This is a genomic window from Pseudomonas putida, assembly GCF_026625125.1.
GTDB classification, from domain to species: Bacteria; Pseudomonadota; Gammaproteobacteria; order Pseudomonadales; family Pseudomonadaceae; genus Aquipseudomonas; species Aquipseudomonas putida_X.
In genome coordinates this window covers 2,696,351-2,712,403 of the sequence record NZ_CP113097.1, presented here as the reverse complement: position 1 = coordinate 2,712,403, position 16,053 = coordinate 2,696,351, and the positions used below count along the sequence as shown (strand labels likewise).

The following is a 16,053-nucleotide window of genomic DNA, read 5'->3' as shown; positions in this document are numbered from 1 at the left end:
CACATGAGTAATCAGGCCCGCCTGCTGCCCTCGCTGCTCGACCGGCTGCTGGACGACCGTCCGTTTCAGTCGGCCGAGCCGGCTGTGCAGCGCACCTGCTCGCTGGCCGAATACAAGGCGAGCATCGTGCGCGACCTGGAGGTGCTGGTGAATACCCGCCAGTCCCTGGTCGCCGAGCAGATCGAAGGTTTCAGCCAGCTCGGTGGGTCCATCCTCGAATACGGCATGCCCGATTTCATCAGCCGCAGCGTGCTCGACCCGCACGACCGGCGGCTGATCCAGCAACAGCTGGAGCGCGCGATCAGTACCGGCGACCGGCGTTTTCGTCGGGTGCGCGTGCAGCTGCTGGCCCAGCAAAACGGCCATCGCATGTTGACCTTCCGCGTGGACGCAGTTTTGCGCCTGCAGGACATCAGCCGCCAGGTGTCGTTCGACGCGGTGCTGCAGGTCAACACCCAGGAATACAAAGTGCAGAACCTCAACTGATGCTCGACGAACTGCTGCCCTACTACGAAAAGGAACTGTCGCACCTGCGCTTCCTCGGCCAGGAGTTTGCTGCGCAGTACCCGAAAATCGCCTCGCGGCTGCTGATCGAGGGCGACAACTGCGAGGACCCGCATACCGAGCGCCTGATCGAGGCGTTCTCGTTCCTGTCGGCGCGGGTGCACAAAAAGCTCGATGACGAGTTCCCCGAGATTGTCGAGTCGTTCCTTGAGGTGCTGTACCCGCACTACCTGCGCCCTACCCCTTCGATGTCGATCGCCGAGCTCAGCCTTGGCAAGCAGGAGAAGGTCACCGAAGCCTACCGCGTGGCGCGCCACACCGAGCTGCACGCCAACGCCGTTGAAGGCGTCGTGTGCAAGTTCCGCACCTGCTATCCGGTGGAGCTGTGGCCGGTGGCCGTGCAACACGCCTCCTTCGCAGAGATGGAACGCTCGGCCTTCAACGGCCATAGCGCCGATCTGGTGGCGCGCTTGCGCATCCGCCTGGAAGCCACCGGCGACGCTTTGTTTGGCCAGATGGAGCTGGACCGCCTGCGCTTTTTCCTCGATGGCGAAGCAACACTGATGCACCAGCTCTACGAGCTGCTGTTCAACAACCTGGCCAAGGCCACACTCAGCTTCCAGGATGAAGGCCGCGGCCGGGAAGTCGCGCTGCCCGCCGACGCCCTGCAGGCGGTGGGCTATGCCCGTGACGAAGGCCTGGTGGATTATTCCGAGCGCTCATTCCTCGGTTACCGCCTGTTGCACGAGTACTTCACGTTTCCCGACAAATTCATGTTCTTCGACCTCTCAGGTTTTGCCCGCATCCTGCAGGGCAAAGCCATCGAGCAGGTCGAGATCAACTTCTACTTCAACGATTACGACCTTAGCGAGCGCCTGGCGCGGCTGGCCCAGAACATCGGTCGCAACAACTTCAAGCTCAACTGCACGCCGATCATCAACCTGTTCCGCCAACAGGCCGAGCCGATCAAGCTCACCCACACTCAGCACGAATACCCGGTCACCCCGGACATTCGCCTGCACAATGCGGCGGAAGTGGTCTCGATCGACCGGGTACGGCGCGTGCGCAAGCTCGGTGGCATCGACCACGTCGGCACCTGCCAGCCATTCTTCGAGCCGCGTGGCGAGCAAGACCCGCACAACAGCTTCTGGATTGCCCGCCGGCGTAACCAGGGCGATGCCACGGCGATGAGCATTCGCGTGGTCGACCGCGACCTGGAACTGATCGACGGCAACAGCGACACCCTGAGCATCAGCCTGACCTGCAGCAACCGCGACGTCCCCCTGCTGCTGCCGTTCGGTGGCGAACGGGGTGATTTCAACATCCCGGCCAACTCGGTGATCAAAGATATCCGCTGCCTGCGCAAACCCACCGCCACGGTGCGCGTGCCGCTGGGTAAAGGCCTGATCTGGCGGCTGATCGCGCACCTGTCGCTCAACCACTTGTCGCTGGTGAGCCAGGGCCGCGAAGTGCTGCTCGAGCTGCTGTCGCTGTACAACTACCGCAACGTGTCGGCCATCCGTAAACAGATCAACGGCATCAAGGCAATCAGCAGCGAGCCGGTAGTAGCGCGCATCGGCCACCCGCGGCCGAATTTCGTGCGTGGCGTGGGCATCACGCTGACCTTCGATGAAAGCCAATTCACCGGCAGCGGTGTGTTCCTGTTCGGCATGGTGCTGGACCACTTCTTTGGCCAGTACTGCTCGATGAACAGCTTCACCCAACTGACCCTGCGTACCCAACAACGAGAAAAGAGAGTCGTCCAATGGCCAGCACGTACTGGCGATCAGCCCCTGGTCTGATCGATCAAGCCAGAGCCGAGCCGCACCGATTCGAATTCTTTCAATTGGTGCGCCTGCTTCGCCTGCACTACAGCCGTACCGGGCGCATGGACCTGGCAACCCGGCCTCACGAAGACCCGCTGCGTTTTCGCACCCAGCTGTCGCTGGCGTTTCCGGCCAGCGAGGTCAGCGACCTGCAGTTCGAGCGTGAGGGCAAGGTATCGACGGCCGGCCTGCCGCTGTCTGAGGTGCAGGTCACTTTCATGGGCCTGGTGGGCCCGTCGGGCGTACTGCCTCGCCCGTACACCGAGCTGCTGCTCGAACGCCACGTGCAGTACCGAGACGATGCCGCCCACGCGTTTCTCGATATTTTCTCGCACCGCATGACCACGCTGTTCTACGAAGCCTGGCAAAAGTACAAATTCCATATCGAGCACGAGCGCAACGGTACCTCGGGCTTCGATGGCTACCTGCTCAACCTGGTCGGGCTGGGCCCGCGCGCCCAGCAGTTGAAGTTCGAACGACAGCAACCGGTGCTGCGCCGCGAGCTGTTCAGCTACTTCGCCGGGCTGCTCAGCCAGAAGCCACGCAATGCGCTGAACCTTGAGCGAATGCTCGGTTTTTATTTCGCCCTGCCGATCAAGGTCAGGCAGTTCGCCGGCCGCTGGTTGAACCTGCAGCCCGAACAGTGCACCCAGCTTGGCCGCAAGAACGCCCAGCTTGGCCAAAGCGCTGTGGCCGGCAACCGCGTGTGGGACTACCAGTCGTGCATCCGCATCGAGCTCGGCCCCCTGGCGCTGGCCGATTACCGTCGGTTCCAGCCTGGCACGGACGACTACCGCAAGCTGGTCGAACTGGTGCGGTTTTACGTGGGTGCCGAGCTTGATTTCGAAATCGCCCCGCTACTTAAGCGCGAGGCCGTGCCCCGTGCCCAACTGGGCCGCAGCGGCAATGTCGCGCTGGGCTGGCTGGGCTGGCTCAAACGCCCTGGTCGTGACGCAGAGCCTTCGCGTTGCGCCGTCTTCCACATTCCTTACGATGGGGTCGCCTTGTGAACCTGAAGTCTCTGTTCGCCAAGCTTAACGAAACCAGCCGCACGGCCACTGAAAGCGCAGCGGCCCTGTGCCTGTCGGAGCACCACTACGATGTAGAGGTGGAACACCTGCTGCTGCAGTTGCTGGATAACAGCGACAGTGACCTGCCGCTGATCCTGCGCCACTACGATGTGGTCGCCGAGCGCCTGCAGGCGCAACTTGTGACCGCACTGGGTACCTTCAAGAAAGGCAACACCCGCACCCCGGCGCTGTCCCCGCACATCACCCGCATGATCGAGCAGGCCTGGGTGCTGGCGTCGATCGAGTACGGGGTGGGCCAGGTGCGCAGTGCGCACCTGTTGCAAGCATTGCTCGACGACGCCGAACTGCGCCGGGTGGTCATCGCCTCGGCACCTGAGCTTGAGAAGATCAACGCCGACGACCTGCGCCTGAACCTCAGCGCACTGGTCGAAAGCAGTGCCGAATCCAGGCTCGCCAGCCCTCTGGCCAGCCCCTCGGCGCCAGTGGCAGGTGCCGGCAAGGTTGGCGGCAAGACCCCGGCCCTGGACCAGTACACCGTCAACCTCACCCAAAGCGCCCGTGACGGCCGGATCGACCCGGTACTGGGCCGCGAGTTCGAAGTGCGGCAGATGGTCGACATCCTCACCCGTCGCCGCCAGAACAACCCGATCCTCACCGGCGAAGCCGGCGTCGGCAAGACCGCAGTGGTCGAAGGCTTGGCCTTGCGCATCGCCCAGGGCGATGTGCCGGCCCCACTCAAGGACGTCGCCGTGCACACCCTCGACCTGGGCCTGCTGCAGGCGGGTGCCGGGGTCAAGGGCGAGTTCGAAAACCGCCTCAAAGCGGTGATCGAAGAGGTCAAGCGCAGCCTGCACCCGATCATCCTGTTCATCGACGAGGCCCACACCCTGATCGGCTCTGGTGGCCAGGCCGGGCAGAACGATGCCGCCAACCTGCTCAAGCCAGCCTTGGCCCGTGGCGAACTACGCACCATCGCTGCCACCACCTGGGCCGAATACAAGAAGTACTTTGAAAAGGACGCCGCCCTCGCCCGTCGCTTCCAGGTAGTCAAGGTCGAAGAGCCTGACGAAGACAAGGCCATCCATATGCTGCGCGGCCTGCTGGGCAAGATGCGCGAGCACCACAAGGTGGCGGTGATGGACGAAGCGCTGGTACAGGCCGTACGCCTGTCCAACCGCTACATCACCGGCCGCCAATTGCCCGACAAGGCTGTCAGCGTGCTCGATACCGCCTGCGCACGCATCGCCTTGGCGCAGTCGTCGCAACCCGGCGCGCTGGAAGACTGCCGTCGGCATATCGACAACTTGCAGGCCGAAATCGCCGTGCTCGACCACGAAGCCGGCAAGGGCCACGACCATGCCCGGCGGCTGGCCGAGCTGCAGGCCGCCCTACAGGCCGAGCAGGAGCACGAGCAGCGCCTGAGCGCCCAGTGGCAGCAGGAGCTGGAACTGGTCGAACAACTCAAAGCCCTGGACAGCGCCAAGGACACCGACGCCGCCCAGCTCAATGCCCTGCGCGCCGAGCTTAGCAACGTGCAGGGCGACCAGCCCCTGGTCCACGCCTTGGTTGACGCTGGCGCCATCGCCCAGGTGATCAGCGGTTGGACCGGTATCCCACTGGGCAAGATGCTGCGTGACGAAATCGACACCGTGCAGCGCCTGCCTGCCCTGCTCGGTGAACGCGTGCTCGGCCAGGACCACGCGCTGCACGAAATCGGCAAGCGCATCAAGATTTCCCGCGCCCGCATGGAAGACCCGAACAAACCGATCGGCGTGTTCCTGCTGCTGGGCCCCAGCGGCGTCGGCAAGACCGAAACCGCGCTGGCATTGGCTGACACCCTGTACGGTGGCGAGCGCAACCTGATCACCATCAATATGTCCGAGTACCAGGAGGCCCACACAGTGTCGAGCCTCAAGGGCTCGCCACCCGGCTACGTCGGTTACGGCGAAGGCGGCGTGCTGACCGAGGCTGTGCGCCGCAAGCCCTACAGTGTGGTGCTGCTGGACGAGGTGGAAAAGGCTCACCCTGATGTGCTCGAGCTGTTCTTCCAGGTGTTTGACAAAGGCGTGCTGGACGATGGCGAAGGCCGCGAGATCAACTTCCGCAACACGGTGATCATCCTCACGTCCAACACCGGCACCGAGCGCATCATGCAGACCTGCCTGAATGCCCAGACGCTGCCTGCCCCCGAGGCCATTGTCGAAGGCCTGCGCGACGAGCTGAACCACGTCTTCAAACCGGCCTTCCTCGGCCGCCTGAGCATCGTGCCGTTCTACCCGGTGCAGGACCAGATCCTCGAGCGCATCGTTGCCCTCAAGCTCGAGCGCATCGCCAAACGTTTCGCCCGCAACCACCAGGCCGAGCTGAGCTACGACGACGACTTGGTCAAGGCCATCGCGGCACGGTGCACCGAGGTCGACAGCGGCGCACGCAACATCGACAACATCCTGTCCCGCACCCTGATGCCCGAGCTTGCCCAGCACGTTCTCGAGCGCATGGCCCAGGACGCGCCGATCGAGCGCTTGACGATCGAGTTGGGCAGCGATGGCGATTTCGCCTATCGCATGGCCTGAACGAGTACCCGGAGGTTTAGCCGTCATGTACCACACACACACTGCCCTCAAGCGCCTGACCGTCGCAGCCCTGCTGCTGGTGCTGGCGGGTTGCGGCGTCACCGACCGTATCGGCAAGCGCATGGAAGACAGCTGGGCGGCCGACATGCTGGCCGACAGCGAGAAGGTCATCCTGACCTCCGACGGAGGCAACCAGCTCAACCCCGACGCTGAAGGCAAGCCGTTGTCGGTGGTGATGCGCGTGTACCAGCTGACCGACCTCGAGCGCTTTGCAGCCACCGACGCCGAGACACTTTGGGACGCTCCGGAAAAAGCCTTGGGCAACACGCTGGTAGAAGCCCGCGAGCTCACCCTGCTGCCAGGTATCGGCCAGACCGACCAATGGCCACTGGCCAAGTCCGCCCGCTATGTCGGCGTGGCGGCGTTTTTCCGTGATGAGCACGATGCCCGCTGGAAGGTCGCCTTCGATGCCGAGTCGCTGCGCAAGGACGGTATCTGGTTCTCTTCCGATGGCCTGTGGGTACTGGTGGACAACACCGAAATCAGCGCCCTGCGTGGCGTCGATGTGCTGAACAAGCCGCCCACCGCTGACCAGTTGGCTGCTGCGCAAAAGGCCGACGAAGCGCCGTCTGCTCTCACCGAAAAAGTGCAGGACGCTGTGATCGAAAAGGCCACCGACGCTGCCGGCAAATCGGCCAGTAACGCCATGGATTCAACCTTCAATTCTTTAGTGGATAGCGTCAAATGAGCAAGCAGAGCCGGGTGATGTGGTCGGAAGGCATGTTCCTGCTGCCCCAACACTTCCAATACCAGGACGAGTTCCACCAGCACCAGCTGGCCGAGGCCACATTGCGCGGCACCCCGTTTCATTGGGGGGTACAGGCGCTGCAGGTGGACGAAGATGCCCTGGCCAACGGTTCGCTGCAGCTCAAGCGGCTGAAACTGGTGTTTCCGGACGGCAGCCTGTACGACGCGCCGCAGCACGACCCGCTGCCGGCCGCGCGCGACCTCAAAGACCTCCTCAAGGCCAACGACCTGAAGGTTTACGCCGCACTCAAACTGCCCGAGCCCTTCGGCCTGAACTATGTCGAAGATGGCCAAGAGCACAAGGCAGCGCGGCGCTTTCGCAAACAGTTCGATACCCTGCCCGACCTCAACGAAGGCGAACTGGAAAACGAAATCACCAGCCTGCGCCTGAATGTCGTGCTGCTGGTCGATGGCGACAGCCTCGATGGCTACAGCCATTGCCCGCTGGCCAAACTCACCCGCAACAGCATGGGCGGCTTCAACCTGGACCCGCACTTCGTCCACCCTACCCTGCACCTGGGCAGCCATGAGACGCTGGCCGGCATCGGCAAGCGCTTGCTCGGTGCCCTACAGGCCAAGAGCAAGGCGTTGTCGGGCCGGCGCCGCGAGCGCGCCGACCAGATCGCCGAATTCGGCTCCAGCGACGTCACACTGTTCTGGTTGCTGAACACGGTCAACCGTGCGCACCCGCAACTGGCCCACCTGCTGGCCCATCCGCGGCTGCACCCGGAGCGCCTGTACCTGTTCCTGGCCGACCTTGCCGGCGGGCTGTTGACGTTCACTCTCGATACCCAGCTAAGTGATGTTCCTGAATACGATCACCACGACCCGGCGGCGTCACTGGTCAAACTGGACGAGATGATCCGGGTGATGCTCGACAACGTCGTGCCCAACCAATGCATCATCATCAACCTCACCCAGACCAAGCCGTCGTACTGGCAGGGGCAACTGCGCGACCCGCGCCTGGTCGAGGCCGACTTCTATATCTCGGTACACGCCGACATGCCTGGTGCCAGCCTGCTGGAGCTGGTGCCGCGTGCGTTCAAGGTGGGCTCGCCGGAAGACATCGAAGTGGTGGTCAACAGCGCCATGCCTGGCGTCACCCTCAACCATGCCGCCCGGTTGCCCAACGCCATCCCAGTACGCCTGGACAACCAGTACTTCGCCATCGAGCCACATGGCCATGTCTACGAGCGAATGATGAACGCCCAGACCATCTGCTTCTATGCGCCCAGCGCCTTTACCAACCTCAAGCTTGAACTGATGGCGGTGCTCAAATGACCGAAGCCGTATTGCAACAGGGCGCCGTCGCGCCCGCCACCGACAAACCAACCCTCAAGAGCCTGGTACAGGACTTCATCAGCATGGCGCTGATTGTCCGCCGTGGCCGTCAGGTGACCTCGGTACAAGCCTTCGAAGCCAGCGTCGACCGCTTCTTCGCCACCCTGGAGCGCGATGCCCGCGCGGCCAACTACAGCGTCGAGCAGGTCAAGGACACTCAGTACGCCTTGTGCGCCTTCCTCGACGAAAGCGTGCTGCGCTCCGGCGACAACGAACTGCGGGGGCACTTCGAGCTGCAACCGCTGCAGTTCCGCTATTTCGGCGTGCACCTGGCCGGTGAAGGCTTCTTCGAGAAGGTCGAAACGTTGCGCGGCGACGTCAAACAGAACCTCGATGTACTGGAGGTCTACCACCTGTGCCTGGCACTGGGCTTCGAGGGCAAGTTCAGCCTCGGCCAGAAAGACCAGCTGCGCTACCTGGCCAACGCCCTGGGCCAGGACATCGCGCGCTACCGCAAGCCACCCAAAACCCTCTCGCCGGACTGGGCCCTGCCCGATCAGGTGTCGCAGATGCTGTGCCACGAAGTGCCGCTGTGGGTGTACCTGGTGTTGATTGCGCTGGTCTGCGTCGCGGTGTACCTGACGCTCGACTGGTTGCTGGACAAGGATGTCGCCGCCCTTTCCGAACAAATCCGCCAGCTGTTCAGTGCCTGAGCACACCTCAGGTAGCCGAGTCAGGAAGACATGAAAACATTACTGCGTCTGTTGAAGAGTTTCTGGATTCTCCTGCCACTGCTGTGGTTGGTGACCCTGTTGATCTGCTGGTTGGTGGCCCCGATGGTGCCCTGGCTGCGCCACCATGTGCCTGAAGCGCTGGCCATCATCAGCGCCTGCTTCTTGCTGGTGATCGTACTGCGCCAGTACCAGCGCATCCGCGCCGAGCATAACCTGGAGAACCTGCTGCAGATCGAGGTCGATCGCTCGTGGAACGCCACGGGTGAATTCCGTGACCAGCAGGTGCTGCGCGAGCGCCTCAAGCATGCCATCGCCATGCTGCGCACCGACCGCTCCGCCGGTGGTGGTGGCAAGGCAGCCCTGTCCGACCTGCCCTGGTACCTGGTGATCGGCATGTCGGCTGCAGGCAAAACCTCGCTGCTGACCCACTCGGGCCTTTCGGCCAGCATCGCCACCGCCAATGACAGTGAAAGTGGCACCCAGCACTGCGACTGGTACTTCAGCCCCGACGCAGTGATGATCGACACCGCAGGCCGTTACCTGCGGGACGATCAGTCTGCCAGCGAGTTCTCAGCTTTCCTGCGCATGCTGCGCAAGCAACGCGGCAAGGCTGCGATCAACGGCTTAGTGCTCGTGGTCAGCCTGCCTGAACTGCTGCCGGCCAACAGCGACGGGCGTAATGCGCTGGCCGCGCAGTTGGTAGCGCGCGTGGCGGAATACGCCGAGTGCCTGGGCACTAACCCACCTGTGTACCTGATGCTGAGCAAGACCGACCAGTTGCCCGGCTTCAACCAGGCCTTCGAAGGGCTGGACCTGCACCAGCGCCAGCAGCCGCTGGGCATGACCTTCGGCCTGTCGGAAATCCGCAACAACGGTTTGCAGGCGGTGCTCAACACCCGCCTGAAAAACCTGCAGAGCCACGTCCGCCGCCACGTCGATGCGCAGATGATCAGCCTCGGCGCAGACGCCGACAGCACACTGCTCAACTTCCCCCAGTACTTCGCAGAACTCAACGGCGTGCTGGAGCAGTTCCTTGAACACTTCACCCGCGGCCAGGGTGGCGGTGCGCCGCTGCTGTTGCGCGGTTTGTACTTCACCAGTGCCCTGCAAACCGAGCAGCAACTGGGCCAGGTGTACGAAGACCTCATCGCCGACAACTTTGCCCTGCAAGCGGCCCACGACGATAGCGCCCAGCCGGCCAGCCACCCGCAAGGCAACCGCAGCTACTTCATCACCGACACGTTCCGCCAGGTGATCTTCCCCGACCGCGACCTGACCCTGTATCAGTCGCGCCTAGGCCGCCAGGCTGGCTTCAGCCCCCTGTTGCTTGGCCTTGCGGCTGCCGCCGGGGTGGCCTTCATCGGCTGGCAGGCGCTGTCGTTCGCCAACAACCGCCAATGGCTGGACAGCCTGCGTGGGCAACTGGCCGAGATCGAACGCGCCGATGACCGCGCACAACTGCTGGCTGCTGGTAAAGGCCTGGAAGTGCTGCGCGGGCAGATGGCGACGGTCGAAGCCCATCGCCAGGAGGGCGTGCCGCTGCAATTGAGCGCTGGCCTGTACCACGGTGAGGCGATTCACCAGGTGGCCCGCGACGCCTACCTGGCGCAACTGCGCAGCCAAGCACTGGAGCCGATCGCCCGCAGCCTGCAGGTGCAGATGCGTGCATTCAACACCTTTGCCAGCGGCATCAACCAGGAGTTGGAGTTCACCCCGACGCCGAAAAGCCGCAATGGCAAGCCGTTGGCGCCACGCCTGGCGGCCAAGGCCCAGGCGGCCCTGACCAAGACCCGTGCCGGCGCCTACGCCGCCAAGGTCAACCTGGCCACGGCGAGCGACGCGGCCGAACTGTCCGCCACCACCGGTGGCCTGTCGCTGTCCGAAGAGATGCTCGGGCGCCTGGACGAACAGCAGGTGGCGTCGATCATCGAGGCCTACAACACCCTCAAGCTGTACCTGCTGCTGACCGAACCGCAAGCCCATCCGGACCCAGCTTTCGTCGCCGCCAGCCTGCCACAGGCCTGGGCAGGCGCCGCAACCCAAGGTTCCCCCACCGACGAAGCCGTCATCAGCGAAAACGCCCCTCTGTACGTTCAATTGCTGGAGCAAGGCCAGGCGCCGTCGCTGCCGCGTAACCAACAGCTGATCGACGAAACCCGGCAGAACCTCAAGGCATTCATGATTTCCAGTTCGCTGGTGGATCGCGAATACCTGCGCCTGCAGTTGGAGTCCAGCCGCCAGTTCCCCGCGCTGAGCCTCAACGACCTGGTGCCAACGCCTGGCCGTAACCTGTTGTACAGCTCTGCCGGCGTGCCGGCGATCTATACCCGCCAAGGCTGGGACACCTTCGTCAAGCCCGAGCTGATCAAGCTGGTGTCGGGCAACCTGCGCAACGAGTCGGACTGGGTGCTCGATGGCGAAGGCGGCGATGCCATCGTGCAGAAAGCCAACTTCGTGCGCGAGTTCATGGCCCGCTACAAACGCGATTACACCCAGGCCTGGTACAAGATGGTCAGCAGCGTGGGCGTGCGCCACTTCGCCGACCTGGCCTCGGCCACCGAACACCTCGGGCTGCTCAGCGACGTGCAGAACTCGCCGGTGAAGAACCTGCTGGCAGCGGTCAATGACAACACTCAGTGGGACTTACCGGTCAAGCGTGACGCCACGCCTACGGGCAATGCCCGCGCGGACAGCTTCTGGAGCAAGGTCACCGGCCTGATCGACGAAGCCAAGGATGTGGCGCCTGAAGCCCTGGCCCCTAGCCTGCCGGCCGTGGACGACGGCAGCCTGGCCAAGCGTTTCGAGCCGGTCGCCCGTGTGTTCGCAGCCAACAACGCCGAAGGCGCCGACAGCACCATCATGGACCGTTACCTGGCGGCGCTGCGCAAGCTCAAGGTGCGCATGAACAACATCCAGCGCTCGCAGGATGTCGGTAAAAGCAGTAAGCAACTGATCAGCGAAACCTTGGAAGGCCAGCCAAGCGAAGTGACCACCGTGCGCAACTACGTGGAAACCAGCGTCGACACCAGCCAGGACGGCCTGTCGCGTTCGCTGCAGAGCCTGTTCAGCCTGCCGATCCAGTACGCCTGGGAAACCCTGCGCGACCCGGCCGGCCAGCAGATCGCCAAAGCCTGGAAGCAGCAGATCTCCAAGCCCTGGGAGCAGGTCATGGCGCACCGTTACCCGATCGCCACCGGCAGCCGCAACGAGGCTTCGGTCAAGGACCTGCAGCGTTTCGTCGACCCCGAAAGCGGCCTGCTGCCGACCTTCAAGCGCAATGAGATCGGCAACCTGTCCGGTGGTGAAGGCCTGGGGCTGAGCAACGGCAAGGCGCCTGCGCTGGTCAACCCGGGGATGCTCAACAGCATCGACAAGGCCAGCAGCGTGGGCCAGGTGATCGCCAGCCTGTCGGACCGCGATAACGGCTTCGAGATCATGCTTGAGCCGTCGGCCAACTTTACCGACATCGTGTTCACCCTTGATGGCCAAGAGCAGCACTATCGCAACGGCCGCAGCAGCTGGAGCCGTTTTGCCTGGCCTGGTACCAGCAATGCGCCGGGCGCGCGCCTGGACGTGGTCACCCTCAGCGGTGCACGCATCACCGTGTTCGACTTCCCGGGGCGCTGGGGCCTGCTGCGCATGAACGAAAGCGCCCGGGTCGATGACCTGGATGGCATTCAGCAGCGCTTCAGCTGGAACACCGCCAATGGTCGCGTCAGCCTGGTAGTGCGCAACTTCGGTGGGGTCAAACTCACCGACCTGGGCGACGTCAAGGCGCTGAGCGCCCTCAACGACGCTGGCAGGGGCGCACAATGATCGGCTGCTTCGGCAAGTTGCCGTCGAGCGCAGACTTCGTCAGCCTGCATGGCGCGGCAGAAGAAGTCTGCGAGTTCGACGCCTGGCTGCAGGCCTCGTTGGCGGCAATGCGCCACCGCGAGGACTGGCAGGCGTTGTTCGATGCACTGCCGATGTGCTTCTTCTGCTACCGCGCGCGCAATGGCAACTGGCTGCTGGGCGGCCTGCTCAGCTCCCGCGATGCCAGCGCCCGACGTTACCCTTTCTTCATCTTCCAAGTGCTCAAGGGCCAGGAAGGTGAAACGCTGCTCAACCCGTTCACCCTCGGCGAGTTGTTCAGCGCGCAAATCAAGCCGTTGCTGCATCAGGCAGTGCAAGGCGCCGAGCGCGCCAGCCTGTTCGAACGCATCAAGGCCCTGCGCCCACTGCAAACCCAGGACCTGGACCTGTTCCGGCGGGTACACGGCAAGTTCCTGCATGATTTCAGCTTCAGTGACGTCGCCCGTGCGTTGCACGGCTCCTGGCCGGCCTTCGACAGTGCTACCGCACTGGCACGCTTGCAGGCTACGCAAGCGGTGCTGCACGGCGACTTCGACGGCGGCATCGAGCTGCCACTGCCGGCTGAGCGTGGCCTGAAAAACCCTACCGCCGACCTGTGGCTGACCTGGCTGGCACGCATCGGCAGGCGGCATGACGTACCGGCGGTGAGCCTGCTTGCCGACGACTTCATGCACCCGCGCCTGTACTGCTTCCCGTCGCGCCATACCGGCACAGCGTACCGCCTGCTCAGCGGCACGGCTGCAGCCGGCCAGCGCCTGGACCTGCTCGACCCATTGCCGCCAAAAGCGCCCGTGCACGATTACGACCGACCCCTACAACACGTTATCGACCGCTTTGTCGATGCGTTGGATGCGACGCCTGTATGAACAAGATCAAGTACTACTGCCTGCGCTATCAACCCTACCTGCTGGGGCTGGCCTTCTTCTTGGCGATCTTCGTGGTCTGGGCCCTGGGCCGTGCCCTGGGCTTTGCCTCGCTGCACAGCCTGCTGGCAGGCATTGGTGTGTTCCTGCTGCTGTCGGCGGGCTATGTACTACTGCTTTATCGTGGCGCAGGCCAGCACCACAACCTTGAGGCGCTGCTGCGTGATGACGCAGACCAAGCGGTACTCAACGCCACCCCGGCCGACCGCGAAGAAATCAGCCTGCTGCGCGAGCGCCTGCTGCAGAGCATCGAACGCCTGCACAGCAACAAACCACGCGGCACCCCAGCGAAGGACGCCCTGTACGCCCTGCCCTGGTACCTGGTGATTGGCCAACCGGCCGCCGGCAAGAGCACCATGATCCTGCAATCCGGGCTCAATTTCCCTTACGCCGAGCGTGAAGGTGCGCGGGTTGCAGGGCTGGGTGGCACGCGCAACTGCGACTGGTTCTTCAGCTCCGAAGCGGTGCTGCTGGACACCGCCGGCCGCTACATGAACAGCCCTGAGGAAGCGGGCAAGTGGCGCGGGTTTTTGCAGCTGCTCCGCCAGCACCGCCAGCGCCGCCCACTCAACGGGCTGATCGTCAGCGTCAGCATCGCCGATATCCTGCACGGCTCGGCTGAAGACCAGGAGCGCGTGGCCAAGCGCCTGCGCGAGCGTATCCAGGAAAGCTGCGCCCTGCTGGAGGTGCGCCTGCCCATCTACCTGGTGTTCACTAAATGCGACCTGATCCCGGGCTTCATGCCCTTCTATCGCCAGCTGGATGACGCAGCGCGCGGCGAGGTAATGGGCAAGACGTTCTCGCACAAAGGCTACGAACAAGCCGACTGGGGCCAGCGCTTCGGCAAAGCCATGGACGAGCTGACCGGCTACTGGCAGCAGGTAGCGAGCCAGCAACTGATGCAGCAGGATATCCAGGTAACCCGCCAGAACAATGCCGCCTACCGCTTCCCCCTCGAACTGGCTGCGCTCAAGCCGCGCCTGCAGCAATTCGTCGACAGCCTGCTGCGGGCCAACCCGTACCAGAACGCCGAACTGCTGCGTGGTTTCTATTTCACCGCCGCGCTGGAAGCCGACGACGCCCTGTGGGGCAGCCATGGCCAGCACGTCGCCGAGCGTTTCGCCCTGGCCCACGGCCAGGACCATAGCGCGGGTAACAGCCAGCCGGCACCGCTGTTCATCAATAGCCTGTTCCGCAAGGTGATCATCCCCGACCAGCATCTGGTGGCCGTATACACCAGCAACCGGCGCGAACGCCAGCGCAAGGCCGCCTGGGTGGGTGCTGCCAGCCTGGCGGGCCTGCTGCTGTGCAGCTTGTGGGGCTGGTCGTACATCAACAACCGCAACACCCTCGATACGATGGCCGCCGAACTGGCCCAGGCCAAGCGTGAGGACCAGGCCAACCCTGGCCAATACGCCCCATGGCACAGCCTCGACCGCCTGCGTTTCTGGGCCGCGCACTACTACCAGCAGCACCACGACCAGGCCGTGCCGCTGGGCATGCGCCTGGGCTTGTACCAGGGCCATGCGGTGGAACCGGTACTGCGTGCGCGCTACTTCGCCACCCTGCAAAACGTGATGCTCAAGCCTACAGCAGACAACCTGACACGCACCCTGTACCTGCTGACCACGCTAAAGGTCTACCAGCGCAATACCCGAGAGTTGCAGCCGGTGACCGGTGTCGACAGCGTCGAGGCCGAAGCCCTGCCGCATGACAACCGCGCCCAGTCGATCGCCGACTTCGGCAAGGCAGCGTTGGACACTTACGTAATGCTGTCGCCTGCCCAGCGAGAAAAGGCCGACCCGGCATTGCTCAAGGCCAGGTTGCCGGACTACTGGTACCCGGCCATCGCCCGCCACACCGGCAAGCGCATGGGCGCCACTGGCAGCGAAACTGCCGGCAACCAGGACTACCTGTACGCCAGCCGCCAGATCGTGTTCTACAGCGACCAGATTCGCGAGCCCGATGTGCCGCGCATTCTCGACAATGCCTTCCTGATGTCCAGCTCGCGCAACTACATCAACAGCCTGCTGACCCAGTCGCTACGCTCGATCGAAACCATCACGCTGGAGTCCGACACCCTGTTCGCCTTTGCTCGCGCCGACTTCCAGAGCCTCAAGAGTGAAGGCCAGAACCAGTTGAGTGCCATCGCCAGCAAACTGCTGAACACACCGAACATTGGCAAGATCATTATCTCGGGCCACGCCGACCAGCTCGGCGATGCGCAAGGCAACCTGCAGGTTTCCCGGCAACGGGCGCAAACCATCCGCACCTACCTGGTCGGCAAGGGCGTACCCGCCGAGCTGGTGAGTGCACAGGGCGAAGGCAGCCGCAAACCGCTGGTCAACTGCGACATGCAACAACCGCGGGCGCAGCTGATCAAGTGCCTGGAGCCCAACCGGCGGGTCGAAATCGAAGTGCGCGGGCTGAACTGAGCGCGCGCTGCACGAACCGGCCACCGGGGCCTCACAGGAGGAGGCCAAGGTGGCGGCAAGCTACCTCTGCTGACGCGTTCAGCG

General features: G+C 63.7%; 10 protein-coding genes. All 10 read left to right on the top strand.

The genetic code is table 11. The features are described 5' to 3' along the window. Positions 1-3 precede the first annotated feature (3 nt). From tssE to tssM, 10 genes are read left to right on the top strand one after another with little or no spacing between them, the layout of a single operon-like run. Positions 4-486, top strand: a complete 483-nt coding sequence (tssE, locus tag OSW16_RS12500; protein ID WP_012314368.1) for a type VI secretion system baseplate subunit TssE — start codon at positions 4-6, stop codon at positions 484-486. Continuing rightward, on the top strand, positions 486-2,306 hold the full coding sequence (tssF, locus tag OSW16_RS12495) for a type VI secretion system baseplate subunit TssF (RefSeq protein ID WP_267823537.1): 1,821 nt from the start codon (positions 486-488) through the stop codon (positions 2,304-2,306). Before tssE ends, tssF begins: the two co-directional genes overlap by 1 nt. Next, the gene (tssG, locus tag OSW16_RS12490; protein WP_267823535.1) at positions 2,270-3,340 is read left to right on the top strand and encodes a type VI secretion system baseplate subunit TssG; all 1,071 of its coding nucleotides are present in this window, start codon (positions 2,270-2,272) and stop codon (positions 3,338-3,340) included. Before tssF ends, tssG begins: the two co-directional genes overlap by 37 nt. Further along, complete coding sequence (tssH, locus tag OSW16_RS12485; protein ID WP_267823533.1) at positions 3,337-5,934, top strand: type VI secretion system ATPase TssH; 2,598 nt, start codon at positions 3,337-3,339, stop codon at positions 5,932-5,934. Before tssG ends, tssH begins: the two co-directional genes overlap by 4 nt. Before the next feature lie 25 nt (positions 5,935-5,959). Further along, the gene (gene tssJ, locus OSW16_RS12480; RefSeq protein ID WP_267823531.1) at positions 5,960-6,682 is read left to right on the top strand and encodes a type VI secretion system lipoprotein TssJ; all 723 of its coding nucleotides are present in this window, start codon (positions 5,960-5,962) and stop codon (positions 6,680-6,682) included. Further along, the gene (gene tssK / locus OSW16_RS12475) at positions 6,679-8,022 is read left to right on the top strand and encodes a type VI secretion system baseplate subunit TssK (protein ID WP_267823529.1); all 1,344 of its coding nucleotides are present in this window, start codon (positions 6,679-6,681) and stop codon (positions 8,020-8,022) included. The genes tssJ and tssK overlap by 4 nt, the downstream gene beginning before the upstream one ends. Then, a complete protein-coding gene (icmH, locus tag OSW16_RS12470) occupies positions 8,019-8,735 on the top strand; it encodes a type IVB secretion system protein IcmH/DotU (protein ID WP_267823527.1) in 717 nt (238 codons plus the stop codon). Before tssK ends, icmH begins: the two co-directional genes overlap by 4 nt. A gap of 30 nt (positions 8,736-8,765) precedes the next feature. Continuing rightward, positions 8,766-12,572, top strand: a complete 3,807-nt coding sequence (locus OSW16_RS12465) for a type VI secretion protein IcmF/TssM N-terminal domain-containing protein (protein ID WP_267823525.1) — start codon at positions 8,766-8,768, stop codon at positions 12,570-12,572. Next, a complete protein-coding gene (gene tagF / locus OSW16_RS12460) occupies positions 12,569-13,477 on the top strand; it encodes a type VI secretion system-associated protein TagF (protein ID WP_267823523.1) in 909 nt (302 codons plus the stop codon). The genes OSW16_RS12465 and tagF overlap by 4 nt, the downstream gene beginning before the upstream one ends. Next, on the top strand, positions 13,474-15,969 hold the full coding sequence (gene tssM / locus OSW16_RS12455; RefSeq protein ID WP_267823521.1) for a type VI secretion system membrane subunit TssM: 2,496 nt from the start codon (positions 13,474-13,476) through the stop codon (positions 15,967-15,969). Before tagF ends, tssM begins: the two co-directional genes overlap by 4 nt. Positions 15,970-16,053 lie beyond the last annotated feature (84 nt).